This is a genomic window from Metasolibacillus meyeri, assembly GCF_003049505.1.
GTDB lineage: Bacteria > Bacillota > Bacilli > Bacillales_A > Planococcaceae > Metasolibacillus > Metasolibacillus meyeri.
In genome coordinates this window covers 1-22,199 of sequence record NZ_PYWN01000101.1, presented here as the reverse complement: position 1 = coordinate 22,199, position 22,199 = coordinate 1, and the positions used below count along the sequence as shown (strand labels likewise).

At 39.5% G+C, this 22,199-nt stretch carries 18 protein-coding genes and 2 pseudogenes; all 20 read right to left on the bottom strand.

Annotated elements, in window-relative coordinates:
• Window positions 1-4 precede the first annotated feature (4 nt).
• The gene (gene truB, locus C9J34_RS15040) at window positions 5-925 is read right to left on the bottom strand and encodes a tRNA pseudouridine(55) synthase TruB (RefSeq protein WP_107840997.1); all 921 of its coding nucleotides are present in this window, start codon (window positions 923-925) and stop codon (window positions 5-7) included.
• An 82-nt stretch (window positions 926-1,007) separates the two neighbouring features.
• The gene (gene rbfA, locus C9J34_RS15035) at window positions 1,008-1,352 is read right to left on the bottom strand and encodes a 30S ribosome-binding factor RbfA (RefSeq protein WP_107840996.1); all 345 of its coding nucleotides are present in this window, start codon (window positions 1,350-1,352) and stop codon (window positions 1,008-1,010) included.
• 35 nt (window positions 1,353-1,387) lie between these two features.
• Window positions 1,388-1,666: a DUF503 domain-containing protein gene (locus C9J34_RS15030; RefSeq protein WP_107840995.1), complete on the bottom strand. Its 279-nt coding sequence runs from the start codon at window positions 1,664-1,666 to the stop codon at window positions 1,388-1,390.
• Window positions 1,666-3,933 carry a translation initiation factor IF-2 gene (gene infB / locus C9J34_RS15025; RefSeq protein WP_107840994.1) on the bottom strand — a complete coding sequence of 756 codons (2,268 nt, stop codon included), beginning with the start codon at window positions 3,931-3,933 and terminating at the stop codon, window positions 1,666-1,668. The genes C9J34_RS15030 and infB overlap by 1 nt, the downstream gene beginning before the upstream one ends.
• Before the next feature lie 14 nt (window positions 3,934-3,947).
• Complete coding sequence (locus C9J34_RS15020) at window positions 3,948-4,256, bottom strand: YlxQ family RNA-binding protein (RefSeq protein WP_107840993.1); 309 nt, start codon at window positions 4,254-4,256, stop codon at window positions 3,948-3,950.
• Window positions 4,253-4,531 carry an RNase P modulator RnpM gene (rnpM, locus tag C9J34_RS15015; RefSeq protein ID WP_107840992.1) on the bottom strand — a complete coding sequence of 93 codons (279 nt, stop codon included), beginning with the start codon at window positions 4,529-4,531 and terminating at the stop codon, window positions 4,253-4,255. The genes C9J34_RS15020 and rnpM overlap by 4 nt, the downstream gene beginning before the upstream one ends.
• A gap of 82 nt (window positions 4,532-4,613) precedes the next feature.
• A complete protein-coding gene (gene nusA, locus C9J34_RS15010) occupies window positions 4,614-5,753 on the bottom strand; it encodes a transcription termination factor NusA (protein WP_107840991.1) in 1,140 nt (379 codons plus the stop codon).
• A 12-nt stretch (window positions 5,754-5,765) separates the two neighbouring features.
• Entirely contained in the window at window positions 5,766-6,251 is a 486-nt protein-coding gene (gene rimP / locus C9J34_RS15005; RefSeq protein ID WP_107840990.1) for a ribosome maturation factor RimP, read from the bottom strand.
• Between the two features lie 259 nt (window positions 6,252-6,510).
• Window positions 6,511-7,914 (bottom strand): annotated as a pseudogene (locus tag C9J34_RS15000) (PolC-type DNA polymerase III); the annotation flags it as partial.
• A gap of 767 nt (window positions 7,915-8,681) precedes the next feature.
• Window positions 8,682-11,606: pseudogene (locus tag C9J34_RS14995) on the bottom strand (PolC-type DNA polymerase III); the annotation flags it as partial.
• 82 nt (window positions 11,607-11,688) lie between these two features.
• Window positions 11,689-13,398, bottom strand: a complete 1,710-nt coding sequence (locus tag C9J34_RS14990; protein WP_107840988.1) for a proline--tRNA ligase — start codon at window positions 13,396-13,398, stop codon at window positions 11,689-11,691.
• A gap of 236 nt (window positions 13,399-13,634) precedes the next feature.
• Window positions 13,635-14,903: an RIP metalloprotease RseP gene (gene rseP / locus C9J34_RS14985; RefSeq protein ID WP_107840987.1), complete on the bottom strand. Its 1,269-nt coding sequence runs from the start codon at window positions 14,901-14,903 to the stop codon at window positions 13,635-13,637.
• Window positions 14,904-14,959: 56 nt separating this feature from the next.
• Window positions 14,960-16,105 carry a 1-deoxy-D-xylulose-5-phosphate reductoisomerase gene (gene dxr / locus C9J34_RS14980; RefSeq protein WP_107840986.1) on the bottom strand — a complete coding sequence of 382 codons (1,146 nt, stop codon included), beginning with the start codon at window positions 16,103-16,105 and terminating at the stop codon, window positions 14,960-14,962.
• A gap of 28 nt (window positions 16,106-16,133) precedes the next feature.
• Window positions 16,134-16,928 carry a phosphatidate cytidylyltransferase gene (locus tag C9J34_RS14975; RefSeq protein ID WP_107840985.1) on the bottom strand — a complete coding sequence of 265 codons (795 nt, stop codon included), beginning with the start codon at window positions 16,926-16,928 and terminating at the stop codon, window positions 16,134-16,136.
• Window positions 16,928-17,713 carry an isoprenyl transferase gene (locus C9J34_RS14970; protein WP_107840984.1) on the bottom strand — a complete coding sequence of 262 codons (786 nt, stop codon included), beginning with the start codon at window positions 17,711-17,713 and terminating at the stop codon, window positions 16,928-16,930. Before C9J34_RS14970 ends, C9J34_RS14975 begins: the two co-directional genes overlap by 1 nt.
• A gap of 403 nt (window positions 17,714-18,116) precedes the next feature.
• On the bottom strand, window positions 18,117-18,674 hold the full coding sequence (gene frr, locus C9J34_RS14960; RefSeq protein WP_107840982.1) for a ribosome recycling factor: 558 nt from the start codon (window positions 18,672-18,674) through the stop codon (window positions 18,117-18,119).
• Window positions 18,674-19,399: a UMP kinase gene (pyrH, locus tag C9J34_RS14955; protein ID WP_107840981.1), complete on the bottom strand. Its 726-nt coding sequence runs from the start codon at window positions 19,397-19,399 to the stop codon at window positions 18,674-18,676. The genes frr and pyrH overlap by 1 nt, the downstream gene beginning before the upstream one ends.
• A gap of 103 nt (window positions 19,400-19,502) precedes the next feature.
• The gene (tsf, locus tag C9J34_RS14950; RefSeq protein ID WP_107840980.1) at window positions 19,503-20,384 is read right to left on the bottom strand and encodes a translation elongation factor Ts; all 882 of its coding nucleotides are present in this window, start codon (window positions 20,382-20,384) and stop codon (window positions 19,503-19,505) included.
• A gap of 104 nt (window positions 20,385-20,488) precedes the next feature.
• Window positions 20,489-21,214 carry a 30S ribosomal protein S2 gene (rpsB, locus tag C9J34_RS14945; RefSeq protein ID WP_107840979.1) on the bottom strand — a complete coding sequence of 242 codons (726 nt, stop codon included), beginning with the start codon at window positions 21,212-21,214 and terminating at the stop codon, window positions 20,489-20,491.
• Window positions 21,215-21,598: 384 nt separating this feature from the next.
• Complete coding sequence (locus tag C9J34_RS14940; RefSeq protein WP_107840978.1) at window positions 21,599-22,135, bottom strand: hypothetical protein; 537 nt, start codon at window positions 22,133-22,135, stop codon at window positions 21,599-21,601.
• Window positions 22,136-22,199 lie beyond the last annotated feature (64 nt).

Genomic DNA, 22,199 nt, shown 5'->3' with positions numbered 1-22,199 from the left:
GTATTTATACCTCCTGCTCTAGTTCAGGGAACATTTTCTCTGGCTTCATCCTATTTTCTTTCGTAGGATGTGCGACATAAATGGCTCTTGCTCGTCCATTTTTCGCATAAACAATTTTATCATGTTGCTTTAATAATGTATGCATTTCAAGCACTTGTCCATTAGAAATTTGCTTGTCATTTGCTTCATCTATTTCGATGAAAGGATAGCTTTTGAGCGCATGTTCGACAGGCAATATTTTTTCACCAATTTGCTCATTATCCATTAGCTCCTGCACTTGTGCTAATGTGAAGCAGTTTTCCTTGATAAATGTACCTGAAGCTGTACGTACAAGCGCTTGCATATGTGCAGGGTAACCTAGCATTTCACCAATTTGCACAGCAAGTGTACGAATATACGTACCTTTACTACATGCAATGCGAATCGCAAATTGCACTTGCTCTCCTTGAAATATGTCTGCTTCGTCTAATAATGCTAAATCATAAATTGTTACTTGCCGTGTTGGACGCTCAACTGTTTGTCCTGCCCGCGCATATTCATAAAGTTTTTTACCATTCACTTTGACAGCGGAATACATAGGAGGTGTCTGTGTAATCGTCCCAGTCAATTGTGTTAATGCTGCCAAAATAGTTGCACGACTGAACGATTTATGCGTAGTATTTTCTTCAACTGTTTCCCCTTCTGCATCTTCAGTTGTTGTTGAACGCCCAATGCTAATAATAGCTTCATAGGTTTTACCGGCATCTGTAATATACTCGGCAATTCTTGTTGCTTGCCCGATACAAATAGGTAGAACTCCTTCAACATTAGGGTCTAATGTACCAGTGTGACCAACTTTTTTTGTTTTTAAAATTTTTCGCAGCTTAAATACGCAATCATGGCTCGTCATTCCACGTTCTTTCCATAGTGGCAAAATCCCATTCATCGCCAATTCCTCCCTAAAAGTACAAATAGCTGCCTGAAAAGTCACGCCTTCGCATGGTTTTCAGACAGCTCTTCCCGCAATTTTACTTATCCTCATGTAGTGAGCGCAGTAACGCATCAATTTTATTTCCGTATTCTACAGAAGAATCGAATTCGAATAAAATTTCTGGTGTACGGCGCAGGCGGATACGTGAGCCAATTTCAGAACGAATAAAGCCCGATGCTTTCTCTAATGCTTTTAACGTTTCTTCTCGTTCACGTTCATTACCCAATGATGAAATATAAACTGTCGCTTGTTGCAAGTCACCTGTTACAGCAACATCTGTCACGGTAACAAAGCCAACGCGCGGGTCTTTAATTTTGCGACCTATAATTTCACCAAGCTCCTTTTTCATTTGCTCGGCCACTCGGTTTGATCGTAGAGACATAACAGTCACCACCTTAACAAATTTCCTTCTAACTCTTATAAATACTCGCGAAACATTTCAAGTCGCTCCCATTCAGGATTTGATTCTAAATAATGTAACGCGTGCATCAGTTCTCGCTCAGCTGCTTCCTTTGAGGAAGCGACAGTTACGAGCGCGAGGCGCGTGCGCTGCCAGACATTTTGATGATCAATTTCCGCAACCGATACATTGAACTTTTGCTTTGTTCGCATCACCATTCTTTGCAACACCGCGCGTTTTTCCTTTAATGAGTGGGCAGTATGAATCATGAATTCAACTTCTGCGTATACAATCATTATGCGCGTTTAATTTCTTCCATTACGAATGCTTCGATGACATCGCCTTCTTTAACGTCATTGAAGTTTTTAATCGTTATACCACACTCATAACCTTTTGCTACTTCCTTCGCATCGTCTTTGAAGCGTTTTAGTGAATCTAGCTCACCTTCAAAAATAACGATACCTTCTCGGATGACACGCACACCTGCATCACGTACCATCTTCCCTTCAATTACATAAGAACCAGCAATCGTACCAACTTTTGATACGCGGATTGTTTGACGAACTTCCGCTTGCCCAACAACTTTTTCTTCGAATTCTGGGTCAAGCATCCCTTTCATCGCTTGCTCGATTTCTTCGATTACTTTATAAATAATACGGTGTAGACGAATATCTACGCCTTCTTCTTCCGCTGCACGCTTCGCATTTACATCAGGACGAACATTAAAGCCGATGACAATCGCATTAGAAGCTGCTGCTAACGTAATATCTGACTCTGTAATCGCACCAGCACCTGTATGAATAATTTTCACATTAACGCCTGCTACATCAATTTTCATTAATGAGGCAGCCATCGCTTCTACTGTACCTTGTACGTCCGCTTTTACGATTAAGTTTAATTCTTTCATTTCACCTTGGCTCATTTGCTCAAACAAGTTATCTAATGTCACACGTTGTTTTTCAGAACGTTGTGCTTGAATCGCTGTCATGGCACGAGATTCCCCAACAGAGCGAGCTGTTTTTTCATCTTCGAATACAACGAAGCGGTCACCAGCTTGTGGTACATCATTCAAACCTGTAATTTCAACAGGTGTAGATGGACCTGCATCCTTCACACGACGACCGATGTCATTCACCATTGCACGCACACGACCATAAGCATGACCGACTACGATTGGGTCACCTACACGCAATGTGCCATCTTGTATTAACAATGTCGCAACAGATCCACGCCCTTTGTCTAATTGTGCTTCGATTACTGTACCGATTGCTGAGCGAGCTGGACTTGCTTTTAACTCTCCAACTTCAGAAACAAGTAAAATCATTTCTAATAATTGATCGATCCCTTCACCTTTCAGTGCAGAAATTGGTACGAAAATTGTATCGCCACCCCAATCTTCTGGTACTAAGCCATGCTCCGTTAACTCTTGCATGACACGATCAGGGTTTGCTGACATTTTATCCATTTTGTTAATTGCAACGATAATTGGTACTTCTGCAGCTTTTGCGTGATTAATCGCTTCTACTGTTTGTGGCATTACACCATCATCTGCTGCAACAACGATAATCGCTAAATCCGTTACTTTTGCACCACGTGCACGCATCGTCGTAAACGCAGCGTGTCCTGGTGTATCAAGGAACGTAATTTTCTTGTCATTTACTTCTACTTGATATGCACCGATGTGCTGTGTAATACCACCAGCTTCGCCATCCGTTACTTTCGTATGACGAATCGAATCTAACAAGGATGTTTTACCATGGTCAACGTGTCCCATAATTGTCACAACCGGTGGACGCTCGCGTAGCTCTTCTTCGCTTACTTCTTGTTCAAAGTGCGTTTCAAGATCCGTAATGTCTACGCGGATTTCTTCTTCCACTTCCACACCGTAGTCGGCACAAATAAGTTCAATTGCATCTTTATCTAGCTCTTGGTTAATTGTTGCCATAACGCCTAACATAAATAATTTTTTAATCAACTCAGATGGCTCACGGTGCAATTTTTTTGCTAACTCTGCTACTGATAATGATTCATAAAATGTAATTTTTTCTGGCAATTCCTTTTGTACTGTTTGTACAGGTGGTTGATATCCTCTATTTTGACGACGTTTCCCACCATGGATACCGGGCTTTTTACGCTGTTGGTTAAAGCCGCCTTGATTATTCTTATTACCGCCGCTTTTACCGCGACTATTTTGATTGTTATTTTGTGTCATATTTCTATTTTGGCTACCTTTTGTATTAGATTTGTCACTATTTGACGCTTTATTTTGTTCTATATTTGGAGCTTTATCCGCTTTTTTCATTGGTTGCTGCTTGGATTGTGGACGTGTCTCTCTTTGCACTTGCTGTGACGCGCCTTCTTTTTTAGCAACTGGCTTTGCAGGTGTTGCTTTTTTTGGTTCTGCTACTTGCTGAAAGACAGAATCAAGCTTCGTAACGATTGCCGCTTCAAGCATGGACATATGGTTTTTCACTTCCATATCAAGCTTTGTGAGCTGCTCCATTACTTCTTTACTCGTTTTATTTACCTTTTTCGCATATTCATGAACTCTAATTTTGCTCATCTGCTCACCCCCGATTAATTTTCGTTGAGTAGACTAGACATTTTTTTCGCAAACCCACGATCGGTTATAGCTAATGCTACACGTGCTTCCTTCCCTGTAGCATGTCCTAGATCATAGCGATCTCCTAAAACATAAAACTCAACGTTGTAATACGTGCACTTGTCTTTAATTTTTTTAGCTGTATTCGCAGAAGCATCATTTGCAAGTAGAACTAATTTTGCTCCCCCTGTGCGTACTTCCTTCACAACTAACTCTTCTCCAGAAACAACCTTTCTTGCTCTTGCTGCTAGCCCTAATAATTGCAGTATTGCACTATTCGTCATAAAATAGACTCCCTGCGAATAAGCTTCAGCAGCTCCTCATACACTTCTTCTGGAATCGCTACTTCAAGTTGTCTTCCTAAGCTATTTTTCTTACGTGCCTCTTCAACAGCTTGCTCCGATTTTGAAACATACGCACCACGTCCAGACTTTTTCCCTGTTGTATCAACAGATACTTCGCCTTCCTTTGAACGTACAACACGAATCATTTCTTTTTTCGGGTGCATTTCGCCTGTTGCTACACATTTGCGTAAAGGCACTTTTCTTTGCACAGCCATCCGCGCTCACCTTCCTTACAAAATGCCGCTTGCTCATAGCTTTCTTGTAAGAAAGGCTACGAGCAGCTAGCTGATTTGCTGATTATTCTTCATCATCTTGATATAAATCATATTCGATCTCATCATATGAAGCCGTATTATTATTTTGTGGAATAAATGTGCTCGTTTCAGAAGGATAGATTCCTAATTCACGTGCATCTGTTTCACTTTTAATATCGATTTTCCAGCCTGTTAATTTTGCTGCAAGTCGCGCATTTTGACCACGTTTACCGATTGCTAATGAAAGCTGATAATCCGGTACAACAACCGTTGTCGATTTTTCTTCTTCATTTACTTGCACATCCAATACTTTCGATGGGCTTAAGGCATTAGCTACGAAGACAATCGGATCCTCAGACCATTCAACGATATCGATTTTTTCACCATTTAATTCATTGACAATCGTTTGTACACGTGCTCCCTTTGCCCCTACACATGAGCCTACTGGGTCTACCTCTGGGTTATGTGCATGAACTGAGATTTTTGAGCGATCGCCTGCTTCACGTGCGATAGATTTAATTTCAACCGTACCATCAAAAATTTCGGGTACTTCCATTTCAAATAAACGACGTAGTAAGCCCGGATGTGTACGTGATACAATCACTTGTGGTCCACGCGTTGTACGCTCTACTTTCGTAATATAAACACGAATACGTGACTGTGGTTTATATACTTCACCTTGAATTTGCTCGTTTACCGGTAAAGCAGCCTCTACTTTACCTAACGATACATAAATATTGCGTGCATCTTGGCGTTCAATCGTTCCAACGACAATGTCATCTTCACGATCTACATACTCCTCGTAAATTAAACCGCGCTCTGCCTCACGTACACGCTGTGTAACGACTTGCTTCGCTGTTTGTGCTGCGATACGCCCAAAATTACGTGGCGTTACTTCTTGCTCTAATACATCACCAATTTCATAGGCAGGATTAATCATTTTGGCATCTTCAATTGAGATTTCTAAACGATCATCCTCTACTTCCTCCACTACATCTTTACGAGAATATACGAGCATTGTTCCTTTATCCAAGTTTAAATCTACTCGCACATTTTGCGCTTGATTGAAATTGCGTTTATATGCTGTTACTAATGCTGCCTCAATTGCTTCAATTAACACTTCTCTTGAAATGCCCTTTTGCTCCTCAAGGGCTGTTAAAGCATCTAGTAAATCACTACTCATTTTTGTTCACTCCTAAATTTGCTTATCTGAAAAGTCAATCGCATGTCTAGCCTGCGCTACTTTTTCTTTATCGATTTGTACATTGATTTTGCGTGTCTTAATGCGAACTTCCATTTCTAAACCTTGTTCAGTATATGCTGTTAAGTAACCATGAAATTCTTTCATATCTTTCACTGGCTCATATGTTTTCACATAAATATATTTGCCAATTGATTTAACAAAGTCTTCTTCTTTTTTTAATGGGCGTTCCGCACCTGGTGAAGATACTTCCAAATAATAATTTTGCTCGATTGGGTCCTTTTCATCCAAAATGACACTTAAACGTTCACTTACTTGTGCACATTGATCAATGTCAATTCCACCTTGTGGTGTATCTACATAAATACGCAGAAAATAGTTGCGACCTTCTTTCACAAACTCTACATCCACTAATTCAAGATTTAATTCAGCAATAATAGGCATTACGAGCGCTTCAATAGTTGAAGTAACTTTGCTCATCTTATCCTCCTCATATAGTATTCTTTAAATTTTATTATTTGCTTTGCCATTGGTTAATTGTATAAAACAAGTCTGAAATGAATAGAAACCCTGTTTTTTCATAAATCAGGGATATCCAAACAGCCTTTCTTACCTCTCATTTGTTGTTAAACAACAGAAAAGAGCGGGAAAAACCCACTCTTTTGCTGCGAACTATCAACAAATTGTTACACTAACAATAGCATATGTCTAGAGCAATTGCAAATGTAGCTACTCGCCATTAGAACAACGATAGCTGGTTTGCATCAGGCAGTCCTTCTAAACAGCCTAGCTGATCCATGTACTCGATTAGCGTTTTCGATACGCGACCACGGCGCTGTAAATCTTCCTTCGATAAAAACTCACCGTCTTCACGTGCAGCTACAATTTGCTTCGCCACATTCGTCCCAAGCCCTGGAATCGCATCGAATGGCGGAATTAAAGCATTGCCATCAATAACAAACTCACTGGCTGTTGAACGATAAAGGTCAACTGACTTAAAATGCATACCTCGTTCACACATTTCAAGCGCTATTTCCAGCACAGTCAGTAAGTTCTTTTCTTTCGGGCTGGCATCTAAGCCCTTCATATTAATTTCATCAATTTTCGTTCGAATCACAGCAGGTCCTTGCTTCATTGCAATTAAATCAAAATCATCTGCACGCACTGTAAAATACGCCGCATAATACAAAATTGGATGATGCACTTTAAACCATGCAATACGCACCGCCATTAAAACGTAGGCAGCTGCGTGGGCTTTCGGGAACATATACTTAATTTTTTTACACGAATCAATATACCATCCCGGCACTTTGTTTTTCAGCATCTCCTCTTCCATATCATCCGTCAAACCTTTTCCTTTACGCACAGACTCCATAATTTTAAAGGCGAATGCTGGCTCTAATCCTTGATAAATTAAATACACCATAATATCATCACGACAGCCAATTACTTCTGATAATACACATGTACCATTTTTAATCAGCTCTTGCGCATTTCCTAGCCATACGTCCGTTCCATGCGATAATCCTGATATTTGTACAAGCTCACTAAATGTAGATGGCTTCGTTTCTTCTAACATTTGACGTACAAAGCGTGTGCCAAACTCTGGAATACCAAGCGTCCCTGTTTTTGTACCAATTTGCTCTGTTGTCACACCAAGCGATTCCGTCGTACTGAAAATTTTCATCACTTCTGGATCATCTGTCGGAATCGTCTTTGGATCAATGCCTGATAAATCTTGCAACATACGAATAACGGTCGGATCATCGTGCCCGAGTATATCAAGCTTTAAAATATTATCATGGATAGAATGGAAATCGAAGTGCGTTGTTTTCCATTCTGCATCTTGCGCATCTGCTGGATATTGCACAGGCGAGAAATCATAAATATCCATATAATCAGGTACAACAATAATTCCCCCTGGATGTTGCCCTGATGTTCGCTTTACCCCTGTACAGCCTTGTACAAGCCGATCCACTTCTGCTCCTCTGAAATTTAAGTTATGATCGTTCGCATAGCCTTTTACATAGCCATACGCAGTTTTCTCTGCTACCGTGCCAATCGTTCCTGCACGATAAACATAGTCTTCACCAAATAGCACTTTTGTGTAGTTATGTGCTTGTGGTTGGTATTCACCGGAAAAATATGACGATAGGTAAGCCTTTGAAGTTATCACCAGCTTTTCCCCCGTCCCACACCGTGCATGAGGCTTTCACACTCACACGGCGTTCCATCGTTAGTTTTGTTGAATGTTTAATTTCAACACTAACGACTCGTGCCCTTCCCTCTGAAATGTTTTGTCCTCCGACCTATTGGTTATTCAGTCATCACAGGCATTTCTTCAACGGTACTACAGCACTACTGCCACTCCATCAAAGTACGTTATAACTTACTCAGCATTTCCGTACACCGTCGTCATCGACATGCAACTGTCTCTTACGTTAGGAGCTTCACACGTTCCACTATTTCTATCTGTACATCTTCCCTTAGGTTCCCCCTAAATTCCGCTAGGCTTGCATGTGCCTGTAACACAAGATGGATTTTCATAACCAAACGCTTACTCATCCATACCTAGAAGCCCTAATTTGGACCCCGTAGCATTTCTACTACGTGACATTCACGAAAAGTCAATCGAGGATTCGTCCCAGTGATTCTACTGATTCTAACCATAGAAAGTTTATAGACACCAGACCTATCATTCACAGGATTACTCCTTTTCCACAGCCGTACTGTTTGGGTGAACTTCAGCCTACTTTAACGAGCTTCATACAAGTTTCAGTTTTGCAGTCATCCGCTTGCATGTCGTAGCTTCAGCGAGTGTGTTTCGGGACGTTACTCCTTCATTCCACACTTCGAAATAGCAGTTCTACCAATAATGGTGGCTAGTCTTTTCAACTAGCAACGTGTCGCACTCAAATCGATGTCAGGTACCTTGTCTCCCTTGAATCCAAGGAAGGTTTCAAATGGAATGTCTTGCCCATCTTTTTTATAGGGTGTGCCGCACTCAACGCAGTCTTTATTCGGTAAGTCAAAGCCTGAGGCCACAGAGCCGTCGGCGATAAACTCCGAATGCTTACAGCTTGGGCAAATATAATGTGGTGGCAATGGGTTTACTTCCGTAATTTCCATAAAGGTTGCCACTAAGGAAGACCCTACCGAACCACGTGAACCTACTAAATAGCCATCCGCTAACGATTTTTTCACAAGCTTGGCAGAGATTAAATAAATAACGCCGAAACCATGACCCAAAATGGATTTTAGCTCTTTATCAATACGTGCCTGTACAATTTCAGGTAATTCCTCACCATAAATTTGGTGCGCCATTTCATAAGTTAAATTTGTTACTTCATCGTCGGAGCCTTCGATTTTTGGCGTGTATAAATCATCTTTAATCGGCTTGACATCGCCAATCATATCTGCGATTAATTGTGTATTTGTCACGACGATTTCCTCTGCTAAATCAGGGCCTAAAAAATCAAACTCTGCAAGCATCTCATCCGTCGTTCTAAAATGCACCTTCGGCAAAGGATAACGATTTAATGGATTCGCACCACCCATTGAGCCAATTAAAATTTGACGAAACTTACCATCCGTTTCATCTAAATAATGAACATTACCTGTCGCTGCTACAGGAAGATTTAATTTTTTACCTAGCTTGACAAGCCGACGAATAATATCTTCTAAATTCCATTCATCATGAATTGTTCCACGGTCAATCAGCTGTGAGTATACAGGCTTTGGCTGCACTTCGATATAATCATAAAACTTCGCAACTTGCTCTGCTTCTTCAGGCGTTTTGTTCATAATCGTTTCAAACAGTTCGCCATTTGCACAACCTGAACCAATAATTAAACCTTCTCGATATTTTTGCACATCGCTCTTTTTCAAACGCGGTACACGATAAAATGTTTGTGTGTGTGCAATGGAAACAAGCTTAAATAGATTTTTCAAACCAATTTCATCCGTTGCTAAAATCGTACAATGTGAAGGTCTTGCTTGCTTGTAGCTATCATCTCCCCCAACAAAGCGATTAAAATCATCATGGTATTTAATGCCTTTATCGTGTGCTTCTTTTAATAAATGAAGCATTAGCTCACCTGTTGCCTCTGTATCATAAATGGCGCGGTGATGTTGTGTCAGTTCGACACCATAGCGTTTACAGAGCGTATTTAAGCGGTGATTTTTCAATGTTGGATTGAGCATACGTGACAACTCTAGCGTATCAATAGCAGGGTGCTTATCACTCGTTATACCGTATTTTTGGTATGCGACATATAGGAAGCCCATATCGAACGAAGCATTATGTGCGACAACAATGCTATCGCCAATAAATTCATGAAACTCACGCACCACATCTTCCACTTCTGGTGCATCCCTTAACATATCATCTGTAATATGCGTTAAGTCGATAATATTTGCGGTTAACGGCTTATGAGGATTGGCAAATCGCTCAAATTTACCAATCACTTGACCATTTTGAATTTTGACAGCAGCAAGCTCAATAATCGTGTCATAAACAGTAGATAAACCTGTCGTCTCTACGTCAAAAACAACAAATGTCGCATTTTCTAAAGCAATATGGTCCTCTTCATACGCAATCATTGCGGAAGAATCAACTAAATTTGCCTCTAGCCCATAAATCACTTTAATACCATGCTTTTTCCCTGCTGCATAGGCATCTGGAAATGCCTGCACAACAGCGTGATCTGTCACGGCAATAGCAGGATGTCCCCATTTAGCCGCTTGCCCAATTAATCGATCGACAGGCGTTACCGCATCCATTTGACTCATCGGTGTGTGCATATGCAATTCAACACGCTTTTGTCCTTCTGCTGCAAGGTCTTTCCGTGTTTCCTTTTTAATTTCCACAATATCGCGTGCCATTACAACTAAATCGCGTACAAATGTGTCCATTTGTACAGAGCCACGCACTTTTACCCACATACCTTTTGATAGCTGTGCCATTAATTCAGCATCACTATCATCACGCGAAAACATTTTTACTAAAATCGAATCGGTATAATCGGTCATTTTAAATTCTAATAACGAGCGACCACTTTTCAATATTTTCACTTCCGACATGAAAACAAAGCCTTCTAACACGATAGATCGCTCTTCCTCAAGCACGGAACGAATTTCGACTGTTTCGCTATCTTTAATTTGTGCACCGAGTTGGAAAGGTCGGTCGCTGACAACGGCTTGTGGAGAGGATGCTTTATCTTTCTCACGCTTCGCAAAATCCTCTAAAGCTTGCTGTGCTAATATCGCCTCTTCTTGTCTACGCTGTTCTAAAAACGCCTCATGTGCCTGCTTCATTTCATCTGATTGCTCTACCAATTGGAATTCAAGCGGGATATGCGGGAAACCAAAATGCTGGTAGCTTTCGGATAGCTTATCAGTATATTTTGATTTCAATGACATTTGCTCAACTTCTTGCATCGTTGTGGCAATTAATTTATGTCCTGTCCATTCAGGCTTTTGCTCCATTAATTGATTCTTTAATGGCGGGGACATATCCTCAAGCTGTCGGATGGTTGGCAACCAATAATCTAGTATGAGTTCTTCTGTCACAACAGGTGCAGTTGTCTCAATGGCTAGGGAGACATTCGCTATATGGGAGAATTTCTCCGTTAATCGTGCTATTAATAATTGGTACACTTTATATGGCAAAATATTGTTTAATTTAATAACAAAGCACCAAACTCTATTTTTTTTATGAACAGATAACCTTGTAAGTTCACCATTTTCAAATAATGACATATAAATATCATCCGTTAGTTCCAGTTGCTGTAATAGCGTTAAAAATCTAATTCTTGCCTCTTGTTCGCTGTTCACCGTTATCACCTTCCTCTAGCAAAAAAGAGCAGCCTAGAAAGGTCAAAAACTTTCCAGACAGCTCGCTTTTCTTTAATTCATATCATCCGTTCGTACGGAAAAATTCGCTTAGGCGATCCACAACCTCTTCTTTCGCCCATTCAAATGTTTCGCCTGTGGCACGTACTTTTACTTCTACGATGCCTTCAGCTGCTTTTTTACCAACTGTGATACGAATCGGTAAACCAATTAAATCAGCATCCGCAAATTTTACGCCTGGTCGCTCTGCACGATCATCAAATAATACATCATAACGGTATGATTTTAAAATGCTGTAGAGCTCATCTGCTAATTGGCTTTGTGTCTCGTCTTTTAAATTAACAGGTACTAAATGCACGTCATATGGTGCCACTTGATTTGGCCATACAAAGCCATTATCATCTTGGAATTGCTCTGCAACAGCGGCGAGTATACGAGATACGCCAATACCATAACAGCCCATAATAAATGGCTGTGCCTTTCCTTGCTCATCTAAAAACGTGCCATCCATTTTAGCTGAATATGTCGTGCCAAGCTTGAAAATATGCCCTACTTCAATACCTTCAGCAAATTTAATTGTTCCATTACCATCTGGAGAAAGGTCGCCCTCTTGAATAAAGCGGATATCTTCATAGCTATTAATCGCAAAATCACGTTCTGGATTCACATTCACATAATGGAAACCATCTTCATTCGCACCAGCTACACCATTGCGAATCGATTTAATGGCATGATCTGCAATAACCTTTACTTCAACAGGTAGCTTAATTGGACCAATGGAACCTGGAGCACAATTTAATAAATTTTTAATGTCTGCTTCTTCTGCTAGTTCTACAGATGTAGCGCCTAAAACATTTTTTAATTTAATATCATTAATTTCATGATCGCCACGGGCTAATACGACAACAAGTTCGCCATCCACATTAAATACTAACGATTTAATGCAGTTTGTTGTTTCTGCTGATAAGAGGTTGCTTACCTCTTCAATCGTTTTCGCATTCGGTGTTGCTACTTTTTCTAGCTCTTTTTGCGCTGCACTACTTGCTTTGTATTCTGCAATCACTTCTGCCATTTCGATGTTAGCAGCATAGTCTGACGAATCAGAGTAAGCGATTGTATCTTCACCAATTTTCGATAATACCATAAATTCATGTGTACCTTTACCACCAATTGAACCTGCATCTGCAATAACTGCGCGGAAATTCAAACCAAGGCGTGTGAATATATTCGAGTATGCACGATACATATCCTCATATGTTTCATCTAAGCTTTCTCTCGTTGCATGGAAGGAATAGGCATCCTTCATAATAAATTCACGACCGCGCAATAAACCAAAACGTGGACGCTTCTCATCACGGAATTTCGTTTGAATTTGATAAAGTGTAAGTGGCAACTTTTTATATGATTTAATTTCATCACGTACTAATGTTGTAATAACTTCCTCATGCGTTGGCCCTAATGCGAAATCACGTTCATGTCGATCCTTCAAACGCATTAATTCTGGACCGTATGCTTCCCAACGGCCTGATTCTTGCCAAAGCTCTGCCGGTTGTAATGATGGCATTAATAGCTCAATCGAATTAATAGCTTCCATCTCTTCACGAATAATTTGCTCGATTTTTGTTAATACACGCTTTGCTAATGGTAAATATGAATACACACCGCTCGCATTTTGGCGAACAAAGCCTGCACGTAACAATGTCTTATGTGACTGTACATCTGCATCTGCTGGCGTTTCTCGCAAAGTTGGGATGAATGTTAAACTTTGTTTCATGTATAGTTCCACCTTTAAATTGATTATATAGAGTGAATTTTCAATCCACAGGGCTTTCTTCATACCCTATGGATTATTGATAGAAGTACACAAGCTGAGAACTTCACAGCCTGTAAAACGCTTGTGTAACCAATATCATGTTGAGCTCAATCGGGCTGTTGCTTCCCACTTAAAATTCTTTGACTTCGCTTCAAGTTCTGAAGCAGGTAGCGGATAGTCTTGTAATACAGAATAAATTAAAAGAAAAACTTTTGAATATCGTTCCATGTCACAACAATCATTAAAATCATTAACAAGACAATGCCGACAAAATGTACAAGCCCCTCTTTTTGTCGATCAATCGGTTTACCACGCAGCGCTTCAAAACCGAAGAATAGTAAACGACCACCATCAAGCGCTGGCAGTGGCAATAAATTCATAATCCCTAAGTTCATGCTCAAGGCTCCAGCCCAAAACATTAAATTAAAGATACCGTAAGATGTCGCTTCCTCTGTATATTTATAAATACCAACAGGACCAGAAAGCTCATCAATTGATAACTGAGCTGTCACGAGCTTGATAACCGCTTTAAAAATCATCGTAGCCGTTTCATATGTTAGCTCCCCAGCATAGGCAACAGCCTTCACTGGCGATTTTTCATAAGCACGTGCTGCATAAATGCCGATTTGTCCAACTTTTTCACCTTTATCATTTTCTACAATGTTCGGTGTTAATTCAAATGTTAATCGCTCACCTTGACGCTCAACTTCCATGACCATCGCTTGGCCCATTTTCGCTTGAATTGCCTGTGATAAGTCTTCCCATGTTGAAATTTTATTACCATCAATCGCCGTCACAACATCATCTCGTTGTAAACCAGCGGCACTCGCCACACCACTATCGGCAACTTGAGCAATTTTCGGCAATGATTCATTCGTAGGAACACCTTGTAATAGCCCCATCATTAAAAATAGGAAAAATGCTAAAATAAAGTTAAACAATGGACCAGCAAATATCGCCATTGAGCGCTGTCCAACCGTCTTTGCATTAAATGTACGGTCATAAGGCGCAATGATTGTTTCCTTACCATTTTCAACAATAGATGCTGTACGTGCCACGTTGTAGCGCACTAAATTTTCGTCTTCATCATAGCCTTCAATCCATAGTTCGCGCTCTAAATCCGCACGCTCTACTTCCAGAAATAAAACATTCGGATGTTGGCTATTTTGATTTAAAATAATCTTTTCAACAACATTGTCTTCATTCATTAATAGACCGACACGGTAACCTGGTTGCAATTCAACTGAATCTAAATCATCGCCAGCCATGCGAACATAACCACCGATAGGAAGAAGGCGTAATGTATAAACAGTTTCACCTTTCGTCATACCAAAAATTTTCGGCCCCATACCAATGGCAAATTCTCGTACCATAATGCCTGCGCGTTTCGCAAATAAGAAGTGCCCTAGCTCATGGAAAAATACGAGTGAGCCAAAAATTACGATAAATGCAATAGCTGTTTGCATAATTCCCCACCTTCACATACTTTTTTCTTGCCTCTTACAAAGTTTTCAACATTCTTTTATTTTACCATGTCCAACACAATTTTTCTTGTTTCATTGTCCACATGTAAAATTGTCTCCAAATCAGGTAATAATACATTATTATGTGCATGCATGACGCGTTCAATCAATTCTTCAATCTGTAAAAATGTTATCTTTTCTTGTAAAAATAATGAGACAGCCGCTTCATTTGCTGCATTCATCGCTGTTAACATCGTCCCGCCTGCACGTCCTGCTTCATAAGCAAGCTTTAATGCTTTAAAGCGTTCGAAATCAACTTCTTTAAACGATAATTGACCAATGTGCGCTAAATTTAAAGGTTGTCCACCTTGTAATGGTAGGCGCTCTGGATAGCTAAGTGCGTATTGAATTGGCACGCGCATGTCCGGCGTACCAAGCTGTGCAATCACGCTCGTGTCATGGTATTCCACTAATGAGTGAATAATACTTTCACGATGTAATAATACATCTATTTTATCATATGGCATATTGAATAATACATGTGCTTCAATAACTTCAAGCCCCTTATTCATCATTGTTGCAGAATCAATTGTAATTTTTGCCCCCATTGACCAGTTTGGATGATTTAATGCATCCTTTACTGTAACATGCTGCAACTCTTCTCGACTGCGATCGCGGAATGAACCACCTGAAGCTGTTAAAATTAAGCGTTCGATATTTTTTGGGTTTTCTCCGTTCATCGACTGAAATAAAGCAGAATGTTCACTATCCACAGGTAAAATCGCTGCATTGTATTTACACGCCTCTGCCATTACTAAGTGTCCAGCTGTTACGAGCGTTTCTTTATTGGCAATCGCAATCGTTTTGCCCATACGAATTGCCGCTAAAGTTGATTCTAAACCTACGCTCCCTAAAACAGCATTGACTAACACGGTCGTTTCTGGATGTGTTGCTACATCCACAAGCCCTTGTGCGCCATACGTAATTTCAATATGTGGATATTCCTGCTGCAAACGCCTAGCATCTTCTGCATCCTGTACGGATACAAGCTGTGGCTGCAAGTCATCAATAATTTGCATCGTTGCCTCAATATTACGCCCTGAAGATACAGCAACAAGCTGAAAAGCCTCTTTTTGCGCCTTTAAAATATCAATTGTTTGTAAACCAATAGAGCCTGTTGCCCCTAATAAACTAATTTTCTTCAACTTCTTTACTTCCTTTCATCCATTGCGATTAGCTAACGAAATGCAACAAATTCAATAATGGCAAGACGAATAATAAGCTATCAAAGCGATCTAAAATACCGCCATGTCCAGGCAGTATTGTGCCCGAATCCTTGACATCATAATGACGCTTAATTGCAGATTCTACTAAATCGCCCATTTGCCCAAAGATTGAACTTACGATGACAATGATAATTAGTAGCAGCCATGATATATTAAACGGTACAATGAGCTGCATAATAACAGCTGCCATTACTGCGACTGCTATCCCACCTACAAAGCCTTCTACCGTTTTATTTGGCGATATTTCTGGCCACAGTTTATTTTTACCGAAACGACGACCGATAAAATACGCACCCGAATCGGTTGTCCAAACAATTAATAGCGCAAAAATAACAAATACTAAGCCCGCTTCACGTGTTTCAATAAAATAATAAAAGCCGATTCCCACATAAAGCGTGCTTAAAATAACAAATGCTACATCATCAAATGTAAAATGATTTTTCACAATAACTGAATAGACAAGCAATAAAATAACAGCAATAATAAGCAATTCAAATTTTGTATAGCTTGTTATTTCTATTATTTTTGCAGCAAAGTTTTTCGGTAGTAAAATCGTAAACAATGTGAAGGCACCGAGTATTCCTGGTACAGAAAAAATCGAAATGCCTTTCATTTTTAAAATTTCATATAATCCTACTGCTGCCATTGCGTACACTAATAGTGTGAACGGTAATTGACCATAAACGACGAAAGGAATAAATAACGCCGCTGCAATCACTGCTGTTATAATTCGTTGCTTCACTACGATTCTTCTCCTTTCAGCCCACCATATCGCCTATTTCGCTGCTGATATTGCTGGACTGCCTCTAATAAACATTGCTCATTGAAATCTGGCCAAAGCGTATCCGTAAATAAAAATTCAGTATAGGCTAGCTGCCACAACATAAAATTACTTAAACGTACTTCTCCACTTGTACGAATTAATAAATCTGGTTCCGGTAAATGTGCTGTCATTAGATGTGCCGTAATATGCTCTTCTGTCACTTCATCAATGGCTAAATGACCTGCTGCCACTTCTCGCATCATCTGTTGCATTGCCAAGACAATCTCCGCGCGACTTCCATAGTTCATCGCAAAATTTAAAATTAAGCCTGTATTATGCTTTGTCGTATTCATCGCATGTTGCAAAGCTTTTTGTGTATGTGTAGGAAGACTTGCAAAATCACCAATCATTTGCACGCGAATATTGCGCTCCATCAGCTCTGGTAAAAAGGAATTAAGAAATTGTTCAGGCAGCCCCATTAAAAACTCAACTTCTGCTTTAGGACGCTTCCAGTTTTCCGTTGAAAACGCATATAATGTTAAAATTTCAACACCTAAATCACAAGCATAACGCGTAATTTTACGTACCGTTTTCATTCCCTCGTGATGTCCAGCAATTCTTGGCATTGATCGTTTCTTGGCCCATCTGCCATTGCCATCCATAATAATTGCAATATGCGAAGGGACCTCTACATCAAGTAAGCTCTTGCTATTATATTCGATTTCATTTTTATTTGATTTTCTTCCTAAAAGCTTTTTAAACATAGCCCATTCCCCCAACTACTTGCATATCGGACATATTTATCATATCAAAAAGAACTTTCCATGTCCTTTTATTTCTTATCCATTCAATTATTATGAACAACACAACAGTCAACCTTTGACTAATCATTGTTTTTATAAGTATGTAATAATTTATGATAAAACCTCTTTGCTTACGACTTTTATCTTTAATAATCAATTATACCTCAGCATAATTGCATCGGGATTTTGAATTGTGCTTGCACTTAGTAGAAGTTAAATACGCGTTAACTAATATGCTTCGTGCAAGTCACCCTTTGATATCTGCCGGAGGCTTAACTTGATTCAGCAAAAAAATTTGCTGAATCAAGTTAAAAAGGCGTCCTGTTTGAAAGGACGCCTTAATTTAATTAAAGTTCTATCGTCATTATACAGATAAAATTTCTTGTTCTTTTTCTTTTGTTACATCATCAACTTTTGCGATAAATTCATCTGTTAACTTTTGAATATCGTCGCCATAGCCGCGTAAATCATCCTCTGTAATGTCGCCGCCTTTTTCAAGCTTTTTCAAGTCGTCATTCGCATCACGACGTACATTACGCACAGCGATTTTTGCCTCTTCAGCTTCTTTTTTCACTTGTTTCACAAGCTCTTTACGACGTTCCTCTGTTAAGGCAGGAATCGCTAAACGAATGACTGTCCCATCATTTGTTGGCGTAATCCCAATATCAGATTTCATAATCGCTTTTTCGATTTCGCCTAAAATTGATTTATCATAAGGTGCAATCACTAAAAGACGAGCTTCTGGTACAGATACCCCTGCTAATTGATTAATTGGTGTCGGTGCGCCATAGTAATCTACAGAAATACGATCTAATAGTGAAGCATTCGCACGTCCAGCACGAATCGATGCTAATTCACGTGAAAATGCACCTAAAGATTTTTCCATTTTATCTTTTGCTTGTTGTAAAACTTGCTTTGCCATTATGAGTTCCTCCTAACAACAGTTCCAATTTTTTCGCCAAGTACGGCGCGTTTAATATTTCCTTCTTCCATTAATGAGAATACTATTAATGGAATGTCGTTGTCCATACATAAAGTAGAAGCCGTTGAATCCATTACTTGTAAGCCTTGTTGAATAACGTCTAAGTATGTTAGTTCGTCATATTTCACAGCATCTGGATTTGTTTTTGGGTCAGCTGAATAAACGCCATCCACATTATTTTTCCCCATCAAAATCGCTTCAGCATCAATTTCAGCAGCGCGCAATGCCGCCGTTGTATCTGTAGAGAAGAATGGGTTACCCGTTCCTGCTGCAAAAATAACGACACGCTTTTTCTCAAGATGACGTACAGCTTTACGACGAATGTATGGCTCTGCAACTTGTGTCATCACAATTGATGATTGAACACGTGTTTCAATGCCTAATTTCTCTAATGCATCTTGTAATGCTAAAGAGTTCATAACAGTTGCTAGCATGCCCATATAGTCAGCAGCAGCACGATCCATGCCCATTTCACTGCCTACTTTGCCGCGCCAAATATTGCCTCCGCCTACTACAACAGCTACCTCTACGCCAAGGTCCACTACTTGCTGCACTTCTGCTGCTACATCTTTAATTATTTTCGGCGCTAATCCGAAGCCAGCTTCTCCAGCTAACGCTTCACCGCTTAGTTTAATTACTACACGTTTATATTTTGGCACACTCATAGTAAACCTCCGTCACTTGTATGTTAATTGAATTTCCCTTGAAAAATAGGGAACACGCTGGTGCTGTGCTCCCTAAATGTAGTTCTCGAGTTGAGATATAAGATTAGTTACCTTTAACTTGGTTCATTACTTCTTCAGCAAAGTTATCTTCGCGTTTTTCGATACCTTCACCTACAGCATAACGAGTGAATGCAGTTACATTACCACCAGTTGATTTTACGAAGTCACGAACTTTTTGGTCAGAGTTTTTAACGAAAGTTTGGTCAAGTAAGCAAACGTCTTCGAAGTATTTACCAAGACGACCTTCTACCATTTTCGCTACGATGTTTTCTGGTTTACCTTCATTTAAAGCTTGCTCAGTTAATACTTTACGCTCACGCTCAACTTCTTCTGCAGAAACTTCGTCACGAGATACATAAGTTGGGTTGATTGCAGCAATGTGCATTGCAACATCTTTTGCAGCTGCTGCATCTGTAGAACCTTCTAAAGTTACTAATACACCGATGCGACCGCCCATGTGTAAATATGCACCAAATGCATCAGCATCTGTTTTTGTTTTTAATTCAAAGCGGCGTAAAGAGATTTTTTCGCCGATTGTAGCTGTTGCTTGAGAAATTTGGTCAACGATTTTCACGCCGTCTTTTTCAAGTTCTAAAGCAGCTTCTACTGATGCTGGTTTAGCAGCTAATAATTGCTCAGCTAAGCTAGAAACTAATACTTGGAATTTGTCGTTTTTTGCAACGAAGTCTGTTTCAGCGTTTACTTCTACAAGAATTGCTTCGTTACCTTGTTCTAAAATATAAGTAGTACCTTCTGCAGCGATACGGTCAGCTTTTTTACCAGCAGCAGCTAAACCTTTTTCACGTAAAAAGTCGATTGCAGCTTCTAAGTTACCTTCCGTTTCTACTAACGCCTTTTTACAGTCCATCATACCAGCGCCAGTTTTTTCACGTAATTCTTTAACTAATTGTGCAGTGATTGCCATTTTGAGTGTGCCTCCTTGAAATGTATATAAAATTATTGTTGTACTCTCTAAAAAAGGTGATAAGAGGGATCAGCCACTTATCACCATTGTGTAAAAGGAAATGATTACTCAGCAGCTACTGCTTCTTCAACAGCTGGAGCTTCTGATTCACCTTGTTTAGACTCGATTAGCGCATCAGCCATTTTTGCAGTTAATAATTTAACAGCGCGAATAGCGTCATCGTTAGCAGGGATTACGTAGTCGATTTCATCTGGGTCACAGTTTGTATCAACAATACCTACTAGAGGGATGTTTAATTTACGAGCTTCCGCAACAGCAATACGCTCTTTACGTGGATCTACTACAAACATTACGTCTGGAATAGCTGTCATATCACGGATACCGCCTAAGAATTTCACTAGACGCTCATGCTCTTTTTTAAGTTGGATAACTTCTTTTTTAGGAAGAACAGCAAAGATTCCTTCTTCTTCCATTTTTTCGATTTCTTTCATACGTGCAACACGTTTTTGAATTGTACCGAAGTTTGTTAATGTACCACCTAACCAACGTTGGTTGATGTAGTAGTTACCTGAACGCTCAGCTTCTTCTTTGATTGCTTCTTGCGCTTGTTTTTTAGTACCAACGAAAAGAACTTTACCACCATCTTCGCCAACTTGACGCATGAAGTCATAAGCCTCTTCTAATTTTTTAACTGTTTTTTGTAAATCGATAATGTAGATACCGTTACGCTCAACGAAGATATATTTCTTCATTTTTGGGTTCCAACGGCGTGTTTGGTGACCGAAATGTACACCAGCTTCAAGTAATTGTTTCATTGAAATTACTGACATGTTTAGTTCCTCCTAATTGTTTGGTTTTTTTCCTCCGCATTTATCATCTGCAACAAGCAACCCTATAAAATAGAGCACCACTTACTACATCAAAATGCGTGTGTATTGTTAACACCGCTATATAATATACCATGTATTTTGAAGGCTTGCAAGTATTTTGGTAGATACCTCATAATTGCCTGCTGTTTAATAATGAAAGCTCAAAGCATCGTTGATTTCTACTGCGGGGACGCTTTCCACGGGCGTGGGCTACAACTAATTTTTTCGGCTAATGCTGAAAAAATGGATTTTCCGCCCACGCTGTTCCCGTAGGAGTCGCGCCCTCTACTCCAATCAACTAGAGAGAGCTTTAATCCTATAAATAACTAGAATTCACTCCATCTGTTATTTCATGGAGTTAATAATTTCTATAACACCATCTACCGTTATTTGATTAACACTCGCCTTATCTATAAAGAAAGCATATTGTAAGCCCTTTTTCTTAATAATAAATGTATCGAGCTTTGTATCATTCTTATAATAAAGAACTTTATTTCCATCACTTAATTTTATTGTTTCAGGAACTGTAGCAGATGTTAAAGAATTATCTGTAGGAAAATCTTTTAAAATGGATATTTTATATCGAACATTACCAAATTTTTCATCTAAATAAGTTACCTCTAGTCTAGAGAATTCTCCATTCTCTTCAAACTTCCCTAAAAGATGAGTAAATGTAATTGAAGGAAGACGTATTGGTAACTCAATATCTTTGTTAAAGTGATTTTCTGCTTTCCTAACAGCTTCACTCAATTCAGTATAACCATTGTCTAAATAGAGTTTATTAGCATCATACCATCCTTCTGTTTCAATATTTTTAGCAATTGCAAGATGATTGTTTCCCATGAATAAAAAGAACAAAAGAAATAAATATTTTTTTATCACTTGATTGATCCTCCATTTTAAATTTTCTAATTAATTTCCCCTAAAAAGAAGGGATTATTTATCT

Coding starts and splice junctions, on each gene's coding strand:
- rbfA (WP_107840996.1), bottom strand. CDS start 1,352: ATGTCTCTACGATCAAACCGAGTGGCCGAGCAAATGAAAAAGGAGCTT.
- C9J34_RS14970 (WP_107840984.1), bottom strand. CDS start 17,713: ATGTTTAAAAAGCTTTTAGGAAGAAAATCAAATAAAAATGAAATCGAA.
- C9J34_RS14990 (WP_107840988.1), bottom strand. CDS start 13,398: ATGAAACAAAGTTTAACATTCATCCCAACTTTGCGAGAAACGCCAGCA.
- pyrH (WP_107840981.1), bottom strand. CDS start 19,399: ATGAGTGTGCCAAAATATAAACGTGTAGTAATTAAACTAAGCGGTGAA.
- infB (WP_107840994.1), bottom strand. CDS start 3,933: ATGAGCAAAATTAGAGTTCATGAATATGCGAAAAAGGTAAATAAAACG.
- rseP (WP_107840987.1), bottom strand. CDS start 14,903: ATGCAAACAGCTATTGCATTTATCGTAATTTTTGGCTCACTCGTATTT.
- frr (WP_107840982.1), bottom strand. CDS start 18,674: ATGGCAAAGCAAGTTTTACAACAAGCAAAAGATAAAATGGAAAAATCT.
- tsf (WP_107840980.1), bottom strand. CDS start 20,384: ATGGCAATCACTGCACAATTAGTTAAAGAATTACGTGAAAAAACTGGC.
- rimP (WP_107840990.1), bottom strand. CDS start 6,251: ATGAGCAAAGTTACTTCAACTATTGAAGCGCTCGTAATGCCTATTATT.
- nusA (WP_107840991.1), bottom strand. CDS start 5,753: ATGAGTAGTGATTTACTAGATGCTTTAACAGCCCTTGAGGAGCAAAAG.
- truB (WP_107840997.1), bottom strand. CDS start 925: ATGAATGGGATTTTGCCACTATGGAAAGAACGTGGAATGACGAGCCAT.
- rpsB (WP_107840979.1), bottom strand. CDS start 21,214: ATGTCAGTAATTTCAATGAAACAATTACTTGAAGCTGGTGTACATTTC.
- C9J34_RS15020 (WP_107840993.1), bottom strand. CDS start 4,256: ATGACGAATAGTGCAATACTGCAATTATTAGGGCTAGCAGCAAGAGCA.
- C9J34_RS15030 (WP_107840995.1), bottom strand. CDS start 1,666: ATGATTGTATACGCAGAAGTTGAATTCATGATTCATACTGCCCACTCA.
- rnpM (WP_107840992.1), bottom strand. CDS start 4,531: ATGGCTGTGCAAAGAAAAGTGCCTTTACGCAAATGTGTAGCAACAGGC.